Source organism: Candidatus Rokuibacteriota bacterium (assembly GCA_016188005.1).
In the GTDB taxonomy this organism is placed as follows: domain Bacteria; phylum Methylomirabilota; class Methylomirabilia; order Rokubacteriales; family CSP1-6; genus UBA12499.
On the sequence record JACPIQ010000051.1, the window covers coordinates 43,790 to 65,495 of the forward strand.

A 21,706-nucleotide genomic window follows, 5' to 3' on the forward strand; every position below is an offset into this window, starting at 1 on the left:
GGTCAGCAGAGGTGACCAAGTTCGATGAAGGCGAGCACCGGGAGGCATGGGCGCTCGCGCATGCCTTTGCGGATTTGGAGGAATCATTCGACAAGTTCCTTAACGAGCAACTTCCCCGACTGGTGCAAGATTCACCTGACGTGGCAGAGATTCCCGATGTGCTGCTTGAGATCGGAGAAGAGTTTCGCCACATTCTTTACCACCTGCGGGACCCCAAATTCTACAGCTACCTCGACGACAGGGCCGATTCCTGAGCGTGGTCGAAGCGGCGGACTGCGTGATGGTCAATGGAGCCAAGATCGAGCGCGAGTTCTTCGAAGAGAGTGGCGCTGAGACGAGGGCCTACACGTTGATACATGGCGGCCCAGGAGACCAAGTGGGCGGCCCAGCTTGGCCATGACCTCGGGGACCTGGTCACGATCACGGACCCGCTGGGGCGGACGACGACGCGCTTCACCGACAGCGCCGGGCGGCTGGTCAGCGTCACCGACCCCCGGGGCAGCCAGACCCGCTACGCCTACGACCCCCTGAACCGGCTGACGAGCCTGACCGACGCCCTGGGCGGGGTGACCCAGTTCGGCTACGACCCGAACGGCAACCTCCTCTCGGTGACCGACGCCCGGGGGAGCGTCACCGGCTACACCTACGACGCGATGGACCGGGTGGCGACGCGGACGGACCCGCTCCTGCGCACGGAGAGCTACCAGTACGATCTCGCCGGGAACCTCACCCAGGTGACGGACCGGCAGGGGCAGGTCAGGACGTTCAGCTACGATGCCCTGCACCGCCGCACAAGCGCGACCTACGCCGACGCCTCGACGACCACCTACGGCTACGACGCGGGCAATCGCCTCCGCACCGTGACGGACTCGCTGGCCGGCACCCTCACCCTCACCTACGCCACCCTGGACCGCCTGACCCAGGAGGTCTCCCCCCAGGGGACGGTCGCCTACAGCTACGACGCCGCGGGGCGGCGGACCAGCATGAGCCTCCCGGGGCTGCCCGCGGTCACCTACGGTTACGATGCCGCGGACCGGCTGCTGCAGATCACGAAGGGGAGCGCTCTCGTCACCTTCGGCTACGACGCGGCAGATCGGCGGACGCTGCTGACCTTGCCCAACGGGGTGAGGGCGGAGTACACGTATGACGTGGCCTCCCAGCTCACGGGGCTGACGTACAAGCAGGGGGCGGCGACGCTCGGCGCCCTCACCTACGCCTACGACCCCGCCGGGAACCGCACCCAGGCGAGCGGGAGCTGGGCCCGGACGGGGTTGCCCGATCCCGTCGCCTCGGCCAGCTACAATGCGGCGAACCATCAGCTCGCCCTGGGCGGCCGGGCGATGACCTACGACCTGGCGGGGAACCTGCTGAGCCTGGCGGAGCCGACGGGCACGACGGCCTTCACCTGGGACGCCCGCAACCAGCTCTCGGCGATGACGACGCCGGACGGGACGGCCAGCTTCCTCTACGACGGCCTAGGCCGCCGGCGCGCCAAGATCCTCAACGGGACGCGGACGGGCTACCTCTACGACGGCCTGACCCCGGTGCAGGAGCTGTCGGGCGCCTCGGTGACGGCGACGCTCCTGACCGGCCTCGGGATCGACGAGTACTTCACGCGGACGACGGGCGCGACGACGCGCACGCTCCTGACCGACGCCCTGGGCTCGACTGTCGCCCTCACCGACGACACCGGGGCCCTTCAGGCCGAATACACGTACGAGCCCTTCGGCGCCAGCACGGAGACGGGTGCCGACGGCAATCCCTTCCAGTACACGGGGCGGGAGCACGACGCGGGCACGGGCCTCTACTCCTACCGGGCGCGCTACTACCACCCGCAACTCGGGCGGTTTATCAGCGAGGATCCGCTCGGCTTTGCCGGAGGTGGCCCGAACCGTTACGCCTACGTCCGAAATAATCCGTTGCGCTTCACTGACCCGCTCGGCCTCCTCAACATCATCGCGGGCGCTGGTGGGAGCGTGGTCGGCGCCAGTGGCGCCGAGGCGAGCGGCGGCTTCTTCTTCAACCCCGGCGGTGGGAGTCAGACGCTCGACGCCGGTCTCTTCGGGTCGGCCGGTATCGGCACTGGCGTCAACGTGAGCGGCGATGTGTTCGCCGGGTTCATCTTTGGCGGCGTGGACAACATCTCGGGGGTGACGGCCAATCTCAACATCGGCCTTGGTCCCTTCAGTCTCACTTTGCTCTACAACAATGCGGGATTCGGCGGGCTTACATTGGGCGCAGGCCCCAGCGCCCTGCCTGTGGGCGGCTCAGCGACCGCATCCGTCACAGGTACATGCTCGTTCTTCACGCTCATCAAGTCGTTTAGTTGCACGCCACCACCGCCGCGCAGCAAGAGCAGCCAGTGATGCGTGGGGGAGACCGGCCCCTCAACGCCGGGTTGAGACGCACCAGCCGAGCCCTGTTGATCGCTTGGTTCTTCCTGGGGTTTCCGCTCGGGTTACTTGCCGCGGTTCATCCGCTTTTCGTCATTGGTCCCCTTGCGTTCCTGGCGGTCGTAGGTATCTGGAGCATGCGCCTTCGATGCGCCCGGTGCGGACACCCGATCCACAAGCACAATGTTGTATTGGCCGGAGCGACGTTCTCGTACTGGGCTCCGTGGATTCGGAAGCGGTGTCTTCGGTGTCACGCGGAGATCCCGGGAGGGATCGCACCGTCGTGGGGCTTGCGGTGGCAGCGGCTGTGGTGCGTGGCGACTGCTGGACCGGAGCCCGAGGGCGCGCGGTCGTCAGGCGCGGTGTTGAGGAAGAGAACTTTCGTCTTGATCGTCTTGATCTTCACGAACATCATCGGGGGGGTTGGACTTGCACTGGTCGTCGATGCCCGTCTCATTTGGATCGCGATAGCCCTGCCCACACTGTTCGCGGTTCTGCTCGTCGCCCTTCGCTGGTCCTCGACGCGGTAAGCGCATCAGCGCATGGTTGGGCGGACGGCCGTGCCCGGGGGCGGACGGTTCAGGTCGGAGTTTAGGTGAGTGCGTCCGGTGCCAGGTCGAGGCCCCCTGATGGAAATCTCTCGAGGATGTCCCGGTCGCTGTTGAATTTGGCCGAGCGCAGCGGCACCACATTGTACCTCGATTCATCCTGACCGATCAGCGCGAGCGACTGACGCTCACACAGTGGCCACTGGGGGGATCCTCCGAAAGAAGCGTCTCACGCAGGTATTGCTGCGGAAGCAGGCGGGACCACGACGCCGAGGTCGGCGAGCCGCCGGGTGTGGTAACGGACGAGCTGCTCTCGGTTGAGCCGGCCGAAATGATCGCCTCCGAGGTCCCGGTAGGGCACGCCCTCTCGGAGGATGTGCCAGGCCGCGACGAGGATCGAGTGGCCCACGGCGACGATAGCTGTCTTGTCGCCGCGGCGGCGTGCAAGCCGGTGGTACTGGGCCGCCAAGTAACTCTTCTTGGCGCGGACGGCGCCTCGGGCGCACTCGACGAGCGTCGCGCGCAACCAGCGGTCCCCCTTGCGAGTCTTGCCGGATTTTCGCTTCCCGGCACTCTCGTGGTTACCCGGGCAGATCCCGGCCCACGAGGCGGCATGGCCGGCGGTCGGAAACCGGGTCATGTCGTCACCCAGCTCGGCGAGAATCTGCTCGGCGCTGCGCCGAGCCACGCCGGTGATGGTGTCGAGGCGCTCCAGCGCGGTGGCGTAGGGGCGCGTCTGCTCCTCGATCCGCCCATCGAACAGCTCGATCTGCTGTTCGAGGAAGTCGATGTGACTCAGCAGGGCGTCGAGCAGGAAGGCGTGGTGGTCGGTGACTCGCCCGACCAATGCCTCCCGCAGCTGGGCGGCCTTGTCGCGCAAGCGGCCCCGCGCCAGGGCGGCGAGCTTCTCCGTATCGCGCTCCCCGGCCACGAGCGCCTTGAGCATCGCACGCCCGGAGGCGCCGAGCACATCCGCCGCCACGTCGCCGAGCTTGATGTTCGCCGTTTCGAGCACCTTCTGGACCCGATTGGCCTCGCGGGTGTGTTCCTGGATGAGCTGCCGCCGAGAGCGGGTCAACTCACGCAGCTCGCGGAACGGGGCCGGGGGGACAAAACTCGCGCGGAGCAAGCCGTGCTCCAACAGCTGCGCGATCCACTGGCAGTCGCGGACGTCCGTCTTTCGCCCGGGGACGGCCTTGACGTGCTGTGCGTTGACGAGCAGCAGCTCGATGCTGCCCTCCAGGATATGGTAGACGGGTCGCCAGTACACGCCGGTGCTCTCCATCGCGACGTGCGTGCAGCCGGCCATCGTGAGCCAGTCGGCCAGCCGCAGCAACTCGTGGGTCGTGGTTCCGAAGGTGCGCACCTCCTCCGCGCGCCTGTCCTTCGGCCCCGGAGAGCGCAGACAGGCTGCTACCGTCTTCTTGTGCACGTCGAGGCCGCAGCAGACGCGATAAAGGACGTCCATCGCTCGCCCTCCTTGGCGCGCCGCTCCGGAGGCGTGACTCCTTCGCCGAGTATCCTCCGCGTGCTCCCCGCGCGAGCGGGGGGCAACAGTCCGAGGTGCCGTCCGTCACGCCCTGGTCACGATACCGACGGGCTTGTGGCACCATTCCCCTAAACCCCGACCTGTCTCGGAGCGGCGCGGTGGAGAAGAGTCTACTCGCACTCCTCACTTCGCACTCCTCACTTTCATTCGCTGCAGGTGGGGCGCGCCCCATGACGCGATACCGACATAGTGGCCCCCCTCCTCAAGATTGATCCTGGAGCCAATGCGGGCCTCGATGTCGCGGCGCGCCGGGCCCGACCGGCGATGATCACGCGGCCTGCTCTCCCGCGGCCGCCGGGCGAAGGGCGGTGGCGAGCGCCGGGAGGTCGCCGTGCCCCTTGATCCGCCGGAAGCGCACGGCCGCACGCAGCACGCCCAGCCCGACCCAGCGACGGATCATCGTGCCGTTGCGCCAGCGCTTGACGTTCCGGGCCACGTGCCGCAGGGTCCCGATGAAATTCTCGATCGCGTTCGTCGTCGCGAAGAACCGCCGCAGCCGAGGCGGCAGCCCCAGCGTGAGGACCGTGGGTGAGCACAGGGGCCCTGCCGGCCACGTGACGCCCGCGTGCTATCATGCCCTAAGCGTGAGCCTTCCTGCGACCCTTCATCCCCTCTTCTGGGACTGTCAGCCCGAGGACCTCGATCCCGAGGCTCACGCTCCCTTCATCCTCGAGCGGGTCCTCGAGTACGGGACCCTGGTCGGGGCACGCTGGGCGCTCGGGACGTACGGGCCTGACCGGGTGGCCGTCTTTCTCAGGACTCGAGGGACGCGCACCCTCTCGCGCAAGACGTTGGCTTTCTGGGCCCTGCTGCTCGGGCTCGAGGGCGAGGCGTGTTTCGAGAAATCCTCACTGGACCACAGCAGGCCCTTCTGGAACTACTGAGCCGGATCGCCGAGGTCCGGAGCTTCTACCTCGCCGGGGGCACGGCCCTGGCGCTCCACCTCGGCCACCGCCGGTCCCGGGACCTCGATTTCTTCAGCGCGGCGCAGTTCCTGCCCCAGGATCTCCTCTCGCGGCTCCGCGCGGCCGGAGAGCCGACCGTCCTCCAGGAAGCGTCTGGGACGCTGAGCGTCATGCTGGGCGGCGTCCCCACGAGCTTCTTCCACTACGACTACCCCCTGCTCCGCCCCCCCGTGGAATCGCCCTGGGGCCTTCCGCTGGCCGATCCCCAGGACATCGCCGCCATGAAGCTGTCGGCGCTGGCCGGCCGCGGCTCGCGCAAGGACTTCGTGGACCTGTACGTGTATGCCCGAAACCTCGCTCCCCTCGAGGAGGCCTTGGCGTGCTTCCGCGAGAAGTACCGGGGCGTCACGGTGGACCCGTATCACTTGCTGAGGAGCCTGACCTACTTCGAGGATGCGGAGGCCGAGGCCATGCCCGAGGTGCTGGGGGGACCGACATGGGAGGAGGTCAAGGCCTTCTTCCGCGCCGAGGCGACGCGCCTGTTCCGCGCCCTCCCGTAGTCGCTTGGATCCCGCGCCAGCGCTCGGCCCCCCCGTGGCCGCGCTCCGCACCATCGGCTCCAGTGCACAGGGCCGGGAGCCACGGTCAGGGCTCGCCAGAGGCTGGGGCGAGCTTCCGGCGCTGCCGTCCCGCGCGTGGAGCTCTCGGTGCCGTCCGACGGCGCCACGGACGTGTCCCTCGCGCCGCGCTTGGTGCTGCGCTTCTCGGCCCCCGCACGGGTCGAGACGGTGACGAGCGAGACGGTCACGCTCAGCGGGCCCGAGGGGGCTGTCCTCTCCCCGACGCCCGGACCCGCGATCCACTCGGGAGCGGCTGACCCGGCGGCACAGGCGGACACGCAAGCCGCGGGCGACGCAGAGGACTGGGAGTGGAAGGGCGAGCGGCGGGACGGGCGCCCGTACTCGCGGTGGCAGGCCCTGCCGCCGTTCAAGGCCCAGGCGGGGGTGACGGCCCTGGCGGGCCAGGTGCTGCGGCTGAACGGAGAGCCGCTCGCGGACGTGACGCTGCAGATGGAGCGGGGCTCGGGGGCGGGCCTCGTCTCGGCGCGGACGGACGACACGGGACGGTTCCTGCTGGCGGACATCAAGGTGGGGCAGCGGGAGCTGTTGATCGATGGCCGGAGCGCGAGCAGGCCGGAGCTGACCTACGGGGTGTTCGAGGTGGGGGGTGAAGATCAAAGGGACCGAGACGAGTTCCACTACGACAGCGTCAACCCAGTGCAGGAGCTGTCCGGAGCCGCCGTCGTCACAAACCTCCTGACCGGCCCGGGAGCCGGCAAGTTCTTCAGCCGCACCGACGCTCGGGGTATGCGGTTGGGCTCTCTCGGTGGCTCCCCACAGAACGAGTAGGCTTCTCCGCCGATCTGCTAAGATGCCCTCAATGACGCACGCTGCGAGGAGGAGGCCTCACATGAGCCAGGAGAAACACGAAGTCCTCGAGCTGATCCGCCGACTCCCCGACGATGTGACCACCGCGGACATCATGGAAGAGCTCTATTTCAAGCAGCAGGTGGATAAGGGGCTGCAGGATGTCGCGGAAGGTCGCGTGCTGACCCAGCAGGAGCTGAAAGAGCGCCTCGCGCGATGGCGGATCTCCGCTGGTCGCTGACGGCCGAGGCGGACCTGCGGGCGATCGAGGACTTCATTGCCAAGGATTCCGTGCTGCATGCGGTCAACTTCATCGATCGGCTGATCGAGGCGGCGGACCCGCTCACCCCCGCCCCCCAGATCGGGCGCGTGGTCCCCGAATTCCACCGAGACGACCTCCGGGAGCTGCTCTTTCGGGGCTATCGGATTGTCTATCAGGTGCGCGACGAGACGGTCACCGTGCTCCGAGTCGTACACGGGGCGCGGGACCTGGCCCGCCTGGTGCGCCGAGAGCCATGGATCATCGAGTGACGTCTCAGACCATCGCACCCTCACGGGCGTGCCTCTCGCGCAGGTATTCTCCGATTGGAGCTACTTCTCGGCGCTGAATGACTCCGTCCCGCGGCGGAGTAGCTCCTGGGTGAGACGGTGGACGTCTTCCTGGCTGAAGGGCTTCGGGAGACAGGGCGCGCCGGTTCGGTCCAGGAAGGCCTCGACCTCCGGGGTGAAGCGATTCCCCGTGACGAAGAGAATGCGCCCCAGCAGATCCGGGCGCGATCGCTCGAGCTCGGCGTAGAAGCCCGGGCCATCGAGCCCGGGCATCCGCATGTCGCAGAGGATGAGATCGTAGGCGCCCAGCTGCACCATGCCGAGGGCCAGGAGCCCCTGGTCGGCCGTGTCCACCTCGTGGCCGTCGTCGGTGAGCATGTCGCTCAGGATCTCGGCGATCCACGGCTCGTCGTCGACGACGAGGACCCGCTTGCCCACGATGGGTTCTGATGGAGAGGGTGGCTGCATGCCGCCTGGCCTCACCATGATGAGGAAGCAAGTGGTGAGCCAGTGCAGGGGGTTGAGGAATCAATGGCTTGCGCACAGCTCCGGGGCGGCGCGCCGAGAATTGTAGGCGCGGCGCCCCAGAGTGGGGGGATTTCGAGCCGATCCAGGCGATGGGGCGTGGCCTCCGCCCCGCCTGACATGGTAACGTGCGGGCAAGGGCGTGGGACGCCGGAAGCGCGGGGGCGCGGGCGCCCGGCCCCGGAGGCGCGCGCATTTCCACAGCAGGCCTGCTCGAGTCGTTCGCCGCCCGCTACCCGTTCCGCCTGGACGACTTCCAGCTCGAGGCCATCCGGGCGATCGAGGCGGGCCGGTCGGTGATCGTCTCGGCGCCCACCGGCTCGGGCAAGACGCTGGTGGCGGAGTTCGCCATCCACGCGGCGCTCTCCCGCGGCCGGCGGCTGGCCTACACCACGCCGCTCAAGGCGCTGTCCAACCAGAAGTTCGCCGACTTCGGCCGCCAGTGGGGCCCCGACCGCGTCGGCATCCTCACCGGGGACGTCAAGGTCAACCCGGGGGCGCCGGTGCTGGTCATGACCACCGAGATCCTGCGCAACATGTTCTACACGGGCGGGCTGTCGGGGCTCGAGACGGTGGTGCTGGACGAGTGCCACTACATGGGCGACGAGGGGCGGGGGACGGTGTGGGAGGAGATCATCGTCAACGCCCCGAAGGATGCCATGCTGGTGGCGCTGTCGGCCACGGTGGCGAACATCGCCGAGATCGCCGACTGGATCGGCCTCGTCCACCGCCCCATCGTGGCCATCACGCATCCGCACCGGGCGGTGCCGCTCCAGTACCTGGTGGCGGACCTCTCGGGCGAGATCCACCCCTACCATGCGGTTCGCGCGGGGAAGGTTCGCCTGCTGGGCGAGGAGCGCGAGGGCGGTCCCACGGACCGGGGGCGCTGGTACACGCGCCGGGTGGTGGACCCCACGGTGATGCTCGACGAGCTCGAGGGGCGCGGCTGGCTGCCCGCCATCTACTTCATCTTCAGCCGCGCCGGCTGCGAGCGGGCCATGGAGACGGTCCTGGCCGAGGGCAAGCCGCTGCTCACCAGGGCGCAGCAGCGCGAGGTGGACGAGGCGATCCGCCAGGCCGTGGAGGAGACCCCCACCATGGCCGAGTCGCCGCTCAACCAGACCATCTTCCAGGCCCTCGGCATGGGCGTCGGGCTCCACCACGCGGGCATCCTGCCCGGGGTGAAGCGGCTCATCGAGGTGCTCTTCGAGCGCGGACTGTGTCGCCTGGTGTTCGCCACCGAGACCATGTCGCTCGGCATCCACATGCCCGCCAAGAGTGTGGTGCTGCAGTCGCTCGCCAAGCGCACGGATCGCGGATTCCGCAGCCTCACCCACAACGAGCTGACGCAGATGGCGGGCCGGGCGGGCCGGCGCGGGATCGATCCCGAGGGCCAGTGCGTCATGGCGCTGGACGCGCGCGACGGGCTCGAGGAGATGCGGCGGGTGGTGGACGGCGACGCCGAACCCGTCCAGAGCCAGTTCAAGCTGGGCTATGGCTCGGTGGCGCTGCTCCTCGGCAGCGGGAGCGACGAGGCGACGATCCGGCGCATCGTGGAGTCCTCCTTCGGCCAGTACCAGAACCTCAAGCGGGTCCGCGCCCTCGAGGCCGAGGCGCAGGACCTCGAGACCGCGCTCGCCGCGGCGCGGGCTTACGCCGCGGCGTGCGGGGACCTGCCGCGCATCGGGCGCTACCGCAAGGCGCGCGGCGAGGTGGAGGCGCGGCGCGCCGCCCAGGGGAGGGGGGGGCGCCGGGGCGAGCGGTCGCTGGCCGAGGCGGAGCCCGGGCGGCTCGTGCTGGCCCGCCGGCGCGGGGGCGCGGTGCTCGGGCTCCTCTGCCGCGTGGACCCGCGCCGCCACCGGCTCGTGGCCAGCGTGCTCCTTCCTCACGGCGAGACCGTTGCCCTCAAGGCGGCGCACATCAAGAAGGTGTTCTGGGCCACACCCCCCGTGCCCATCCCGCGGGACTGGGAGCGGCGCACCGTCGCCCTCCGCGAGCATCTCTCGCGCGTGTCGCTGGAGGAGGTCACGGGGCGCGAGCGGAGCCAGGGCCCGGAGGCGGCGCTGGGCGAGATCGAGTGCCACCGCTGTCCGTGGGGCGCCCGGCCGCGCTGCGAGGAGGCGTGGAAGGGGATCGAGCGGCTCGAGGCGCGGCTCGGCCAGAAGCGGGAGATGCTCGAGGCCGGCCGCAACGTGTACTGGCAGGAGTTCTGCCGGGTGGTGGAGGTGCTCGAGCACTTCGGCGCCGTCCGCGATGGTAAACTCCTGCCGAAGGGGCAGCTCATCGCCGCCCTCCGCCACGACAACGAGCTGCTGGTGGCCGAGGTGGCGGACCGGGGCATCCTCGCCGACACGACCCTGGCCGAGGCGGCCGCGCTCTGCTCCTGTCTCGTCGAGGAGTCGCGCTCGAGCGACTCGGCCCTGGCGCGGCTCTTCCTGAGGAAGCGGCCCAAGCTCCGGAGCAAGCTCCGGCAGCTCGAGGCCGCGGCAGATGCCGTGCTCCAGGCGGAACGGCTGCATCGCCTGCCGATGCCGGTGGCGGTCTCCACGGGCTTCATGCCGGCCGTCTTCCGCTGGGCCTCCGGCGACGAGGACTGGTCGGGGATCGTGGAGGAGTCCTTCGGCGGCCACGAGGGCGATCTCATCCGCGCGATGCGCCGACTGATCGACGTCCTGCGCCAGCTCTCGGAGGCCGACGGGGTGAAGCGGGCGCTGGCGGCGCTCCTCGGCCGCGCGGCCCGCGTCGTGGACCGCGGCATCGTGCTCGAGTCGGCACTCATCTGAGGAGCGGGCGGGAGGAGGGACGCGGCGTGAGGATGGCGCGCACGAGCCGGCTGGCGCTGGCAGGGCTCCTGCTCCTGGGGGGCGCCGGCTGCGCCGCCCAGATGGAGACCGTGGAGCGGAGCGGGCAGGGGCCCAAGGCCGAGGCGCTCTTCCTGGCGCGCTCCTTCCTCCGGAACGGCCGCGAGCCTTCCTTCGACGAGAAGCGCATGTGGGAGGACCGGATGGACGACCGCGTCTCCCGCTACCTCCGGGAGCACCCGGAGCTGCAGCAGACCACCCGCTACACTGACTTCCGCTTCTGGCGCCAGGTGAGCCTCGGCAGCGCCCGGGGCGAGGTGCGCGCCCTCCTGGACGAGCCCGAGGAGGAGACCATCGATCCGGCCCTCATGGCGGCGCTGGCCAGGCAGCACTGGACCGAGATCTCGCGCCGGGCTGGCGAGGCATGGGTCTATCCGCTCGGCTGGGTGATCTACTTCGACGAGCAGGGCGTTACCGACGTGGTGCGCCGCATCGGCCCGGTGGAGCGCTTCGGCCGGTAGGCCCGGCCGCCCCGCATCGTCCAGCAGGATGCGGAAGAACCCTGCGGGCTGCTCAAAAAGGCCCAGATGCGAGGCGGCGCCCGACGGCCGCACGCGAGGCGTACTCCCTGTACGTTGAGCGTGCGGTCGAGGGCGCCAACGAAGCAGATGGGCCTTTTTCAGCAGCCTGCTAGACTCTCCCAAGGAGGCGTCATGATCCGATCCGCGCTCTCGATGACCAAGACGACCCCGCTCGCGGCCAGGGGCATGGTGGTGGCCGAGCACCCGCTGGGTGCCGAGGTGGGCGCAGCGATCCTCGCCCGGGGCGGCAATGCCGTGGATGCCGCGGTGGCCACGGCCTTCGCCATGCCGGTGGTGGAGCCCTTCATGTCCACGCTGGCGGGCGGCGGCTCTTTCCTCATCCACCTGGAGCGGCGCGGGGAGACCGTGGCCATCGACGCCAACGTGGAGGCGCCGGCCGCCTGCCACGAGCGCTCCTACACGCTCGGCGAGGGGGTGTCCGACGACCTCTTCCCCTGGCGGCGCGTGGTGGACGACGCCAACGTGTTCGGGCCGCAGGCCGTGGCCGTGCCGGGCTCCGTGGCGGGGCTCTGCCTGACGCTCGAGCGCTACGGGACCATGGAGCTGGCCGACGTGCTGGCGCCCGCCATCCGGCTCGCGGACGAGGGCTTCGTCCCGGACTGGTACGTGAGCCTCACCACGGCGCTCTACACCCAGGAGCTGTCCGCCTTCCCCGAGACCGCGAGCACCTATCTGCGAGGCGGCCGGCACGTCTACCGCCCGCCGGCCCTCGCCGAGGGCGACCTCCTGCGGCAGCCCGAGCTGGCCTCCGGCTCATCGCCAAGGATGGGCCGTCGGCCTTCTACCGCGGCGCCATCGCCCAGATGATCCACGAGGAGCTGGGGCTCAGGGGCGGCTTTCTCACGAAGGACGATCTCGCGGGCTACACCCCCCGTGTGCTCTCGCCGCTCCGCGGCTCGTACCGCGGCGTGGACCTGGCCTTCACGCCAGGGGCCACGGGCGGGATCACGGCGCTCGAGATCCTGAACGTCCTCGCCCAGTTCCCTCCGGCGCGGGTGACCGCAAGCACCGCCGGAGGCCTTCACCTCCGTGCCGAGGCGGTGCGCGTGGCCTTCCTGGACCGCCTGCGCCTGCTGGGCGATGCGCTTCGCGTGACGGCGCCGTGGGAGGGGCTCGCCTCCCTCGCATACGCGCGGGACGTCGCGCGCGGGCTGAGACCTGGCGGGCCGCGGAGCCAGCGGACCACGCCCGACCCGTGGCGCTACGGCAGCGCCCCGGCGATGTCCGGGTCCCCGGCCCCGAGGCCCGTCAGCAGTGGGGGGAGCGCGGGGGCCATGTCCAGGCCCCGGCGCATGGCGGCCGGCTCGGACTGCACGACGCACGTGGGCGTGGTGGACCGCCAGCGCAACATGGTCTCCCTCACGAACACGGCCGTCTCGCTCTTCGGCGCCCGCATGGTGGTGCCGGGGACGGGCATCCTGCTCCAGAACGGCATGATCTGGTTCGACCCCGAGCCGGGGCGGATCAACTCCATCGCTCCCGGCAAGCGGCCGCTGGTCAACATGGTGCCGGTGCTCGGCTTCCGGAAGGGTGCGCCGGCCTTCACCCTGGGGGCGCCCGGCGGCAGGAAGATCGTGGCCGTGATTCCGCAGATCATCTCGAACATGCTGGATGCGGGTGACTCGCCCCAGGCGGCCATGGAGGCGCCGCGGCTTCACACCGAGGGCGGGGACCTGTGGGTCGACGACCGCGCCGGGGCCGCGCACCTCAAGGCGCTGGCGCGGATGAAGCACCCGGTGGTGGCCAGGCACTCCTCCATCGGCACCTTCCACTTCGCGCGCCCGGTGGCCATCCGCATTCGCAAGACCGGGCTCGACGCCGGGCTCGACCCCCTGAGCGACGCCAGCGCCGCGGGCGCGTAGCGTCACGTGCTCGAGGCGATCCGCGCCACCGCTCGAGCAGGGGAACATCGGTATACTGCTCATGCGCAGGGGCGCATGGCACACAGACGGATCACCGACGCGGAAGTGCGGCAGGCGCTCCTCGGTCCGGATGCCGAGGTCATCGAGGAGTACCCGGCTGACAAGTACAGTCCGAGCTGCCTCATCTTCGGGGTCACGGCGCAGAGGCGCGTTCTTCATGTCCAGGCCACCGCCCAGGGTGTGGTGGTGACGGTGTACGAGCCAGACCCAGAGGAGTGGATAGACCTGAAGCGGAGGAGACCGACATGAGTCGCGAGTGTCCCGTGTGTCATCACGTGATGGACGCGAAGCGGATCCGACATGTTCAGACGTGGGACGATCGGGTCATCGTGTTCGAGAACGTCCCGGCTGAGGTCTGCTCTCGGTGTGGTGAAGTGCTGTTCTCTGGCCCTGTGGTGGACAAGCTGAACAGCCTGCTCTGGTCGACTGAACCGGCCCCGCGCACCATCGAGGCCCCCGTGTACGATCTCTCGGCTGCGTGAGAACCTGAGAAGGAAAGGAGAGCGCATGATCGAGGAGAAGGTCATCGCGTCGTGGAAGTACAGGAAGGGCGTGCTGGACCAGAAAACCGCGAGCCTGTGCTACCTGGCGGCGAACCTGGCGGCGGGCAACACCCACTGAGCCAGGCGCGACCTGGCAGGTGCCAGGGCCGCCGGGGCGACGGAGGACGAGGTGCGCGAGGCCATCAGCTTCGCCATCCGGGCCAATGCCGCCAAGACGCACGCCGACATCCTCAAGGTGTACGAGGCGCCATAGCCGCTGGGCGCGGGAGATCGTCATGGCCGAGATCACGCTCACCGCCGCCTTCTCGACGGTGCCCGGACCGGAGCAGGAGGCGATCAGGCGGCTCCTGACCGAGACCGTCGAGCAGATCGCCAGGGACGACGGGTCATTCACCCGGGCGAAGCTCGTGTTCACCGAGTCCGACGAGCGCTGCGGGCTCACGGCGGAGCTGGACGGGGTCAAGAAGGAAGGCGTGCCGCTGCAGATCGACATCGATCAGCTCGAGGACGCCCAGACCGGCGCGGGCGCCCGCGCCCAGCTCAAGGAGTCGCTGCGGCTCTACTTCCGGCGCGTGATGGGCAAGGCGTGAGCCAGGACGCGGGCACCCTCCTTTTCGTCTACCGGGACTGCCTCTTCAAGGTGGCCGATGGCGTCCAGCCGCCGAAGGCGGGCTCGCTCCTCTTCTGCCGCCATCTGACCTTCCGTCCCGGCGAGTGGGTCGTCGAGATCGGCGCGGGCGTGGGGCTCGCCGCGGTGCTGGCCGCGCGCGCGGGCTGCCAGGTCATTGCCACGGATGTGGTGCCCGAGGCCGTGGAGTGCGTCCGGGCCAACGCCGCGCTGAACGGGGTGGCCGACCGGCTGGATGCGCGCCTCGGCGACTGTTACGACCCGGTGCGGCGGCTCGAGTTCGACCTCATCTGCACGAGCCCGCCTCAGATGCCGACGCCGCCGGAGCGGGAGCGTGACGACCCGATGGCGGCCGCCGACAACGGCGGGCTCGACGGATGGATGGTGCTCGACCGCGTCATCGAGGGCGCGCTGGCCCATCTCGCGCCGGGCGGGCGGCTCGTCTTCACCCTGTTCGACTTCCTCGGCCGAGAGCGCGCCTTCGCCAAGCTCCGGGCGGCCGGGCTCGAGCCGTCGGTGCTCGGCAAGGACGCGCAGCCCTTCCCGCGGCTGGGCTACGAACGTCTCGAGCACATCCGCCTGCACGACCTCGAGCACACGCTGCCTGCAGACGGCTTGCCAGCCACGGTGGAGCGCTTCGTGATCCAGGGGGAACGGACCCCGTGACGCGCCCGCGGGTTCTCATCGTCAACGCCGACGACTTCGGTCTCACGGCGGGCGTCAGCCGTGGGATCCTCCACGCCTGCCGCCACGGCATTGTCACGAGCACCACGCTCATCGCGAACCGGCCGCTGGACCCGGCGCTGCTGGAAGGCCTGCAGGACTCGGGGCTGGGCGTGGGCCTTCACGTGAACCTCACCCTCGGCGCGCCGGTGTCCCCGGCCGCGCGCGTGCCCTCGCTCGTGGACGGCGAGGGGTGCTTCATCCGGGACGCGCGGGCCGTGGCCGAGCGGGTGAAGGTGGACGAGGCACGGATCGAGCTGGGCGCCCAGATCGACGCCTTCAGGGGGATCATGGGGCGCTTCCCGACGCACCTTGACAGCCACCACCACGTGGGGCGCCACGAGCCGCTGCTCGAGCTCATGCTCTTCTTCGCCCGCGCCATCAACGTGCCGATGCGGGCCCAGGACGCCCCCGGGCGTCAGGCGGCGCTGAAGGCTGGGGTGCGAACGCCCGATCACTTCATGGGCGAATCGGGGCCCGAGCCGTACTGGTCGCGCGAGCGGGTGCTCGAGCAGCTGCGGGTGCTGCCGGAGGGCGTGTCCGAGTTCATGACCCATCCCGGCTACTACGACGAGGATCTCGCCTACAGCCGCTACGGCAAGCAGCGCGAGACCGAGATCGAGGGGCTGACCGATCCCGCCGCCCGAGAGCTGATCGCGCGCGAGGGCATCCGGCTCGCCAGCTTCTCCAACCTGTGACGGGTCCTCCGTGACGCCGACCCGGGCGGTGATCGGCGTGGACGTGGGCGGCACCACCACGGCGGCCGGGCTTGTCGGCGCCGACGGCGGAGTGCTCGCGCACCTCCAGGCAGCGACCCACGGGAGCGGCCCGGGCGGAGCACTGGCCAACTTGCTCGACCTGATCGAGGGCCTCGCCACGCTGGCGAAGGGGCGTGGGATCGAGCCCCGCGCCATCGGCATCGGAGTGCCGGGGACCGTGGACGCCGAGACCGGCATCATCGGCGCTGAGGCCCACTACGTGCCGGATCTGGCCCATGTGCCGCTCGCCGCGGTCGTGAGGGAGCGGACGGGCCTGCCCGTGTTCGTCGACAACGACGTCAACGCGCTCGCGCTCGGCGAGTGGATGTTCGGCGCCGGGCGCGGGGCAGCCTCGCTCGTGCTGCTGGCGCTGGGAACGGGCGTGGGCGGGGGCATCATCCTCGAGGGCCGGCTCGTGCGCGGGCGCGGGGGGTACGGGGGCGAGCTCGGGCATGTGCCCATCGACTTCGACGGCCGCCCCTGCATCTGCGGCGGGCGCGGGTGCCTGAAGACCTATTGCTCCGGCACCGACATCGCGCTCGAGGGCTCGCGGCGGCTCGGCCGCATGGTGACGGCGCCCGAGGTGTTCCGGCTGGCCGCGGCCGGCGATGCGGTGGCCGAGGCCCTGGTGGCAGAGGTGTGCGAGGCCCTCGGGGCCGGGCTCGCCGTCATCGTCAACGGGCTGAACCCGGAGCGGCTGCTGCTGGCGGGGGGCGTGGCCAAGTCGCTGCGCCCCCTCGAGACGCGCATCCGCGCCGCCTGCGCGCGCCACGCCTTCGCCGGCGCGTGCGCGACGACGGCCATGGAGATCATCTCGCTGGACAAGGGCGCGGCCGTCCGCGGCGGGGCGGCGCTGGCTCGCTACGAAACCCGACGACGCGAGGGAGCGACCGTATGAAAGCCATCACGCTGCACGGAACGGGGGATGTGCGGGTCGAGTCGGTGCCGGATGCCAAGGTGGTGGACCCCACCGACGTGGTCGTGCGGATCACGACCAGCGCCATCTGCGGCTCGGACCTGCACCAGTACCACGGGCGGGTGGCCGGGTTGCCCAAGGGCGTGGTGCTGGGCCACGAGTTCATGGGCGTGGTGGAGGCGGTGGGGGGCGAGGTGAAGAAGGTGCGCAAGGGCGATCGCATCATCGCGCCCTTCTCGATCTCCTGCGGGTTCTGCGAGTGGTGCCGGATGCGCCTGCCCACCCAGTGCACGACCACCGGGCGCGCGGTGTTCGGCGGCCGTTTCGGCGTCCAGTACCCCGGCGGCCAGGCCGAGGCCATCCGCGTGCCCTTCGCCGACCACATGTGCGAGAAGGTGCCCGAGGGCATGGCCGACGAGGAGGCGTTCTTCCTGGGCGACATCCTCTCCACCGGCTACTGCTGCGCCGAGAACGCGGGCATCCGCCCCGGCGACACCGTGGCCATCTTCGGCGCAGGACCGGTGGGGCTCTTCGCGCTCCAGTCCGCGCATCTCTTCGGGCCGAGCCGCGTCTTCGTGGTGGACCGCGTGGACTACCGGCTCAAGCTCGCCGAGGAGATGGGCGGCATCCCGGTGAATCTCGACACGGGCGACCCGGGCGACCAGCTCCGCGCGCTCACCGGCGGGCGCGGGCCCGACGCCGTCCTCGAGTGCGTGGGCCACGAGACCCCGTTCTCGCAGGCGATCTTTGCTGTGCGCGCGGGCGGCACGGTGTCCTCCGTCGGCGTCTACGTGGAGCCCTCCATCGGCTTCCCGGTCCGCGAGGCCTTCTTCAAGGGCCTCTCGCTCAAGATGGGGCTCTGCAATGCCCGGAACTACATCGTGCCGCTGATGCCGCTCATCCAGGCGGGCAAGCTCAAGCCCGCCCGGATCATCACCCACACCATGGGGCTCGACGAGGCGCCGAAGGGCTACGCGATCTTCGACAAGAAGCAAGACCGCGCCATCAAGGTGATGCTGAAGCCCTGAGGGCGGTGAGCGGCCCGAGGGGCCCCGCCGGCCCCGCCCCGGGCCCAGGGAAAACGAAGGCTTGCGTTCCGGGGGGGACTTTTGGTAAGAGGTTAAAGCGATGCGATACAAACTCCTTGCCGGCACGGCAGCGATCCTTATGGTTCTCCTGTCCGCGGGCGGTGCTCGGGCGCAGCGGACTGAAGCCGACGTCTATGTGGCCCAGGCGATCCTGGACTTCGAGGACAAGTCGTACGCTTCGGCCCTGGACAACCTCAGCCGCGCCCTCGCTGTCGAGCCAGACAACGTCGATGCCCTGTATTACTCAGGGGTGGTGCGCATGGCTCAGGATCTGCCGGCGCAGGCGACCCCGTTTCTGGAGCGTGCCCGGGCCAAGGCCCCGGGCAGCCTGCCGGTGGCTTTCCAGCTCGGGCTGGCCTACTTCGGCCAGCAGCTCTACGACCGCGCCCGGCCGCTCCTCGAAGAGGTGTTCCGCAAGGACCCGGGGCAGGACGGTCTCGGCTACTACGTCGGCTTTCTCCGCTATCGCGTCAAGAACTACCGGGGGGCACTGGCCGCCTTCCGCGCCGGGCGCGCCACCAATCCGGAGATCCAGCAGCTCACTCGCTTCTATACCGGCCTGGCGCTTGCCGCCCTCGGCCTGCCGGCGCAGGCTGCTGCCCAGGTGGAGGAAGCCCTGCGCCTGGCCCCCAGCTCATCCCTGGTCACGCCCGCCGAGCGGCTCCGCGACAGCTTGGTCGAGGCGCGGTCCCGCGAGAAACGCTTCTCCGCCAGCGTCCGGGCGGGGGCCTTCTACGACGACAATGTGGCGGTCATCCCGCTCAAGGACCCCACCGAGCCCATCATCGGCTCGCTGCGGCGGCCCAAGCACGAGTCCGCCGGCGAATTGCTCGCGGTGAGCGCTGAGTACCAGTGGTACCGCGACCCGGAGTGGACCTCGGCGGTCGGCTACTCGTTCTTCGGCATCTACAACAACGGGCTGCCGTCGTTCAACATCCACGACCACAACTTCAGCCTCAGCGCCACCCGCTCCCTGGCCTTCCTCGACACGATGCCGGCCGAGCTGGGCGCCCAGTTCTCCTGGGACACCCTCTACCTGGACGACAGCCAGTTCCTGCAGCGGAGCACGCTGACCCTCTACGGCACCGTGGTCGAGAACGACAGCCACCTCACCCAGCTGTTCGGGCGCTTCCAGCACAAGAACTTCAAGCAGGGATCTCCGAAGCCGCCGAGCCGGGAGGACCGCGACGCCGCCAACTTCATGCTCGGCCTGACGCATATCCTGCGCTTCGAGCAGGACCGCCACTTCCTGAAGGGTGGGTACCAGATGGACCGCGAGGAGGCGGAAGGGGACAACTTCACCTACTGGGGCCACCGGCTGCTGGCGGGCGCGCAATACACGCTGCCCTGGCAGAACATCCGGCTGAAGTACGACGTCGACGTGCATCTCCGCCGCTACGACGAGCGGAACAGCATCCTGCCGACGCTGCGCCCCGACACCGTGAGGCGGAAGGATCAGGAGATCACGAACATCGTCCGGGTGGAGTGGCCGCTTCCGGCGAACCTGACCCTGGCCGGCGAATACCAGAACATCAGGAACATCTCGCGGCTCGCGCCCTTCGACTACCAGCGCAACGTCTTCTCGATGTTCGTGACCTGGATGTACTGAGCCGGGCCGGGCCAGCCCGGCCCCCGCCCGCCTACTTCCCGCCGACGGTCAGCTTGCTCGCGGCGCCGCTCAGCACCGCGAGGGCCGTGCCCCCGCTGCCGAGCGTCGGGTTGGACAGCGTCACCGACCCCAGCGCCGGGTTCTTGATCGGCGACCCGCCGATGCTCACGTTGGAGGCCACCGCCCCGTTGGTCAGCGCTACGGGGATTCCCCCGAAGAGGGAGCACGGGCTGCAGAGGCTGTTCGTCACCTTGAGGGCGTTGCCGCCGCTGCCGCCGAAGGCCACCAGCCCTCCGGAGATGCTCGCCACCGACCCGCCCGAGAGGCTCAGCAGCGGTCCGTTCAAAAGGCTCAGCGTGCTGCCGTTCAGGAGCGAGATCAGGTCGCCCGCGACGCTGAGCACGCTGCCGCCGGCCACGTTCGCCAGGGCTCCCTGGTTGACCGTGAGGTTGCTGTTGTCGAGGCGCATCAGTGGCCCCAGGCTCGTGACCTTGGCCCTGTAGGAGAGATCGGCCGCCGCGTTCTGGGTCGTGAGGCTGCTCCGGTTGGTGAGGTTGAGGACGGGCAGTGAGGCCTCGAGCAGGGCTGTGTCGAGCCTCACGACGGTGTCGGTGGCGATGATGGCGTCCGAGGCCTCGAGCAGCACGCCGGCGTGCTGGAGCGGGCGATCCGTGCCCAGCAGGAGGCCCGTCCCGGGATCGAGGGCGGTGTTGACTCCCGAAATGCTGAACACGCCGTCGCTCGCCCCCAGCGTATGCCGCCCACGCTCGATGAGCGCGAGCGGATCCGTGGACGACGTGACGAGGGTCCCGCCCGAGAGCAAGGTCACCAGGCTGAAGGGCACGTCGAGGTCGCTGTCCGTGGCGTGGAGCAGCGTCCCCGCGAATGCCGCCGTCGAGTCGCAGCAGACCACGAGCAGCGCGTCGAAGGTCTGCGGGCTGGAGACGAGGCGGAGGAGCGGCGCCGGGTCAGTCCGCGTCATCGTTCGCCCGTCGAACAGGAAGTAGAGCGGCGGGTCCGGTACCACCTGGACCACGTCGATGAGCGCCGCTGAGTCGAACGCCGAATCGCTGACGTTCCGGACCTCGAAGAAGAGCGTCCAGGTGCCCGGGGTGAGCAGCAAGGGGATCGAGAGGTTGATGAATCCCGTGTAGCCGCTTCCCGAGCTGATCGTGATGCCGCCGACCGAGATGGCGGACGTCGTGCCCGTGAAGGCGGAGCCGAGCCGGCTCTCGAAGGCGAGGATCGTCTCGGCCGCCGTGGGGCTGATGAGCTTGGCCCTGAAGAAGTCGTTGACCGTCTGGGTCGGGAACTCGTTGGTGAAGAAGTTGTAGGAGAACTTGAGCTTCGTCAGCGTGGTCGAGCCCAGCGTGAACGCCTGGCTGAGCGTGCTCACCCCGAGCCCGGTGGCGGGAGGCTGGGTATGGATGAGCGCCATGAGGCTGTCGCTCGGCGTGAAGGGCCCGAAGGCGGCCAGCGTCGAGGCCGCTCCCGTGGAAGTCCAGCCAGTCAGACCGCTCTCGAAGCTGCCGTTGGTGAGGGCCCCGGCCCCGAAGGGCGTCGCCGGCGCGCCGGGCGTCGTCGACGACGAGGCCGGAAAGCTCGAGGGCGACAGCACCGAGGGGGAAAGCGTCACGCTGGGCAGGTTGGTGCTGAAGAAGAGGGAGGGATTGCCGCTCAGCCCGGCGCAAGGCGGCGACGAGCACCCGGTGCTCGTGAACGTGTCGCTCGATGTCGAGCTCCCGCCTGTCGCGGTAGCCGCTATCGTGGCAGCCGCGACGAAGACGCCGATGGCCGACGTCGAGTTCTGCTCCTCCTGGGCCTGCTCGACGGCGTTCTGGGAAGACAGGGCGCCGGCCACGGTGGTCGTCGGGGGCGGTTGCTCGTTGAGCGTGTTCACCAGCTGTGTCGCTTCCCTGAGCTGGGCCTGGGTGAGCTGCTGCTGGTTGGCGGCCTGGAGATGCGGCGGCACGTAGTCCTCGAGCCCGGCCCTCGCGCGGGCCTCGTCCGCCGCCGTCATCTGCGCCACGCTGGCCGGATCGGTCCCGATGGCGGCGAAACGCTGGCCCTCGGCGAGCATGGCTGGGCCGATGGGGAGCCCGGTGGCGGGATTGAGGTGCGTCACGCCAACGCCGCGCCCGCTGGGGTCGCTCGTGAGGTACATGGCCGTCCGGGGAATCTGTCCCGCCGCCCGGTCCGTCTCGGTGATGAGCACGGTGCCGCGCACCGCCGCGACCGCGTTCGGCGTCCGCACCTCGAT

The 21,706-nt window shown here is 69.8% G+C and carries 24 protein-coding genes; 19 read left to right on the forward strand and 5 right to left on the reverse strand.

Annotated elements, in window-relative coordinates; translation table 11 throughout:
• The first annotated feature begins 11 nt into the window (after positions 1-11).
• Complete coding sequence (locus tag HYV93_10100; GenBank protein ID MBI2526323.1) at positions 12-254, forward strand: hypothetical protein; 243 nt, start codon at positions 12-14, stop codon at positions 252-254.
• Positions 255-356: 102 nt separating this feature from the next.
• Complete coding sequence (locus HYV93_10105) at positions 357-2,366, forward strand: RHS repeat protein (protein ID MBI2526324.1); 2,010 nt, start codon at positions 357-359, stop codon at positions 2,364-2,366.
• A 277-nt stretch (positions 2,367-2,643) separates the two neighbouring features.
• On the opposite strand, the gene HYV93_10110 is transcribed toward HYV93_10105, so the two are convergent.
• From HYV93_10110 to HYV93_10120, 3 genes are all read right to left on the reverse strand, one after another.
• Positions 2,644-2,799 carry a hypothetical protein gene (locus tag HYV93_10110; protein MBI2526325.1) on the reverse strand — a complete coding sequence of 52 codons (156 nt, stop codon included), beginning with the start codon at positions 2,797-2,799 and terminating at the stop codon, positions 2,644-2,646.
• A 371-nt stretch (positions 2,800-3,170) separates the two neighbouring features.
• Positions 3,171-4,409, reverse strand: coding sequence for an IS110 family transposase (locus HYV93_10115; protein ID MBI2526326.1), 1,239 nt, complete (start codon positions 4,407-4,409; stop codon positions 3,171-3,173).
• 349 nt (positions 4,410-4,758) lie between these two features.
• Positions 4,759-4,926, reverse strand: coding sequence for a hypothetical protein (locus HYV93_10120; GenBank protein ID MBI2526327.1), 168 nt, complete (start codon positions 4,924-4,926; stop codon positions 4,759-4,761).
• A gap of 148 nt (positions 4,927-5,074) precedes the next feature.
• On the opposite strand from HYV93_10120, the gene HYV93_10125 reads away from it, so the two are divergent.
• From HYV93_10125 to HYV93_10145, 5 genes are all read left to right on the forward strand, one after another.
• Positions 5,075-5,374: a hypothetical protein gene (locus HYV93_10125; GenBank protein MBI2526328.1), complete on the forward strand. Its 300-nt coding sequence runs from the start codon at positions 5,075-5,077 to the stop codon at positions 5,372-5,374.
• The gene (locus HYV93_10130) at positions 5,323-5,955 is read left to right on the forward strand and encodes a nucleotidyl transferase AbiEii/AbiGii toxin family protein (protein ID MBI2526329.1); all 633 of its coding nucleotides are present in this window, start codon (positions 5,323-5,325) and stop codon (positions 5,953-5,955) included. The genes HYV93_10125 and HYV93_10130 overlap by 52 nt, the downstream gene beginning before the upstream one ends.
• Before the next feature lie 147 nt (positions 5,956-6,102).
• Positions 6,103-6,804, forward strand: a complete 702-nt coding sequence (locus HYV93_10135; protein ID MBI2526330.1) for a hypothetical protein — start codon at positions 6,103-6,105, stop codon at positions 6,802-6,804.
• A gap of 61 nt (positions 6,805-6,865) precedes the next feature.
• Positions 6,866-7,063 (forward strand): hypothetical protein, encoded by a 198-nt coding sequence (locus tag HYV93_10140; GenBank protein ID MBI2526331.1) that lies wholly within the window; start codon positions 6,866-6,868, stop codon positions 7,061-7,063.
• Positions 7,039-7,353 carry a type II toxin-antitoxin system RelE/ParE family toxin gene (locus tag HYV93_10145; GenBank protein ID MBI2526332.1) on the forward strand — a complete coding sequence of 105 codons (315 nt, stop codon included), beginning with the start codon at positions 7,039-7,041 and terminating at the stop codon, positions 7,351-7,353. Before HYV93_10140 ends, HYV93_10145 begins: the two co-directional genes overlap by 25 nt.
• Positions 7,354-7,413: 60 nt before the next feature.
• Here the strand turns inward: HYV93_10145 and HYV93_10150 are convergent, their stop codons facing one another.
• Positions 7,414-7,809: a response regulator gene (locus HYV93_10150; GenBank protein ID MBI2526333.1), complete on the reverse strand. Its 396-nt coding sequence runs from the start codon at positions 7,807-7,809 to the stop codon at positions 7,414-7,416.
• Between the two features lie 215 nt (positions 7,810-8,024).
• On the opposite strand from HYV93_10150, the gene HYV93_10155 reads away from it, so the two are divergent.
• The 12 genes from HYV93_10155 (at position 8,025) to HYV93_10210 (ending at position 19,446) form a co-directional block, all read left to right on the forward strand.
• Complete coding sequence (locus tag HYV93_10155) at positions 8,025-10,679, forward strand: DEAD/DEAH box helicase (protein ID MBI2526334.1); 2,655 nt, start codon at positions 8,025-8,027, stop codon at positions 10,677-10,679.
• Positions 10,680-10,705: 26 nt separating this feature from the next.
• Complete coding sequence (locus tag HYV93_10160) at positions 10,706-11,218, forward strand: hypothetical protein (protein MBI2526335.1); 513 nt, start codon at positions 10,706-10,708, stop codon at positions 11,216-11,218.
• 192 nt (positions 11,219-11,410) lie between these two features.
• Positions 11,411-12,106: a gamma-glutamyltransferase gene (locus HYV93_10165; protein MBI2526336.1), complete on the forward strand. Its 696-nt coding sequence runs from the start codon at positions 11,411-11,413 to the stop codon at positions 12,104-12,106.
• Positions 12,055-13,161 (forward strand): gamma-glutamyltransferase, encoded by a 1,107-nt coding sequence (locus HYV93_10170; GenBank protein ID MBI2526337.1) that lies wholly within the window; start codon positions 12,055-12,057, stop codon positions 13,159-13,161. Before HYV93_10165 ends, HYV93_10170 begins: the two co-directional genes overlap by 52 nt.
• 75 nt (positions 13,162-13,236) lie before the next feature.
• Complete coding sequence (locus HYV93_10175) at positions 13,237-13,470, forward strand: DUF4258 domain-containing protein (GenBank protein MBI2526338.1); 234 nt, start codon at positions 13,237-13,239, stop codon at positions 13,468-13,470.
• Positions 13,467-13,703, forward strand: coding sequence for a type II toxin-antitoxin system MqsA family antitoxin (locus HYV93_10180; GenBank protein ID MBI2526339.1), 237 nt, complete (start codon positions 13,467-13,469; stop codon positions 13,701-13,703). The genes HYV93_10175 and HYV93_10180 overlap by 4 nt, the downstream gene beginning before the upstream one ends.
• Before the next feature lie 296 nt (positions 13,704-13,999).
• On the forward strand, positions 14,000-14,314 hold the full coding sequence (locus HYV93_10185) for a hypothetical protein (GenBank protein ID MBI2526340.1): 315 nt from the start codon (positions 14,000-14,002) through the stop codon (positions 14,312-14,314).
• Positions 14,311-15,018 (forward strand): methyltransferase, encoded by a 708-nt coding sequence (locus HYV93_10190; GenBank protein ID MBI2526341.1) that lies wholly within the window; start codon positions 14,311-14,313, stop codon positions 15,016-15,018. Before HYV93_10185 ends, HYV93_10190 begins: the two co-directional genes overlap by 4 nt.
• A complete protein-coding gene (locus HYV93_10195; protein MBI2526342.1) occupies positions 15,015-15,773 on the forward strand; it encodes a ChbG/HpnK family deacetylase in 759 nt (252 codons plus the stop codon). Before HYV93_10190 ends, HYV93_10195 begins: the two co-directional genes overlap by 4 nt.
• A 10-nt stretch (positions 15,774-15,783) precedes the next feature.
• Positions 15,784-16,731, forward strand: coding sequence for an ROK family protein (locus HYV93_10200; protein MBI2526343.1), 948 nt, complete (start codon positions 15,784-15,786; stop codon positions 16,729-16,731).
• Entirely contained in the window at positions 16,728-17,777 is a 1,050-nt protein-coding gene (locus tag HYV93_10205; GenBank protein MBI2526344.1) for an alcohol dehydrogenase catalytic domain-containing protein, read from the forward strand. The genes HYV93_10200 and HYV93_10205 overlap by 4 nt, the downstream gene beginning before the upstream one ends.
• Before the next feature lie 100 nt (positions 17,778-17,877).
• Positions 17,878-19,446 carry a tetratricopeptide repeat protein gene (locus HYV93_10210; GenBank protein ID MBI2526345.1) on the forward strand — a complete coding sequence of 523 codons (1,569 nt, stop codon included), beginning with the start codon at positions 17,878-17,880 and terminating at the stop codon, positions 19,444-19,446.
• Between the two features lie 31 nt (positions 19,447-19,477).
• Here the strand turns inward: HYV93_10210 and HYV93_10215 are convergent.
• Positions 19,478-21,706, reverse strand: a 2,229-nt coding sequence (locus tag HYV93_10215; GenBank protein ID MBI2526346.1) for a hypothetical protein, incomplete at its 5' end; no start/stop codon positions are given.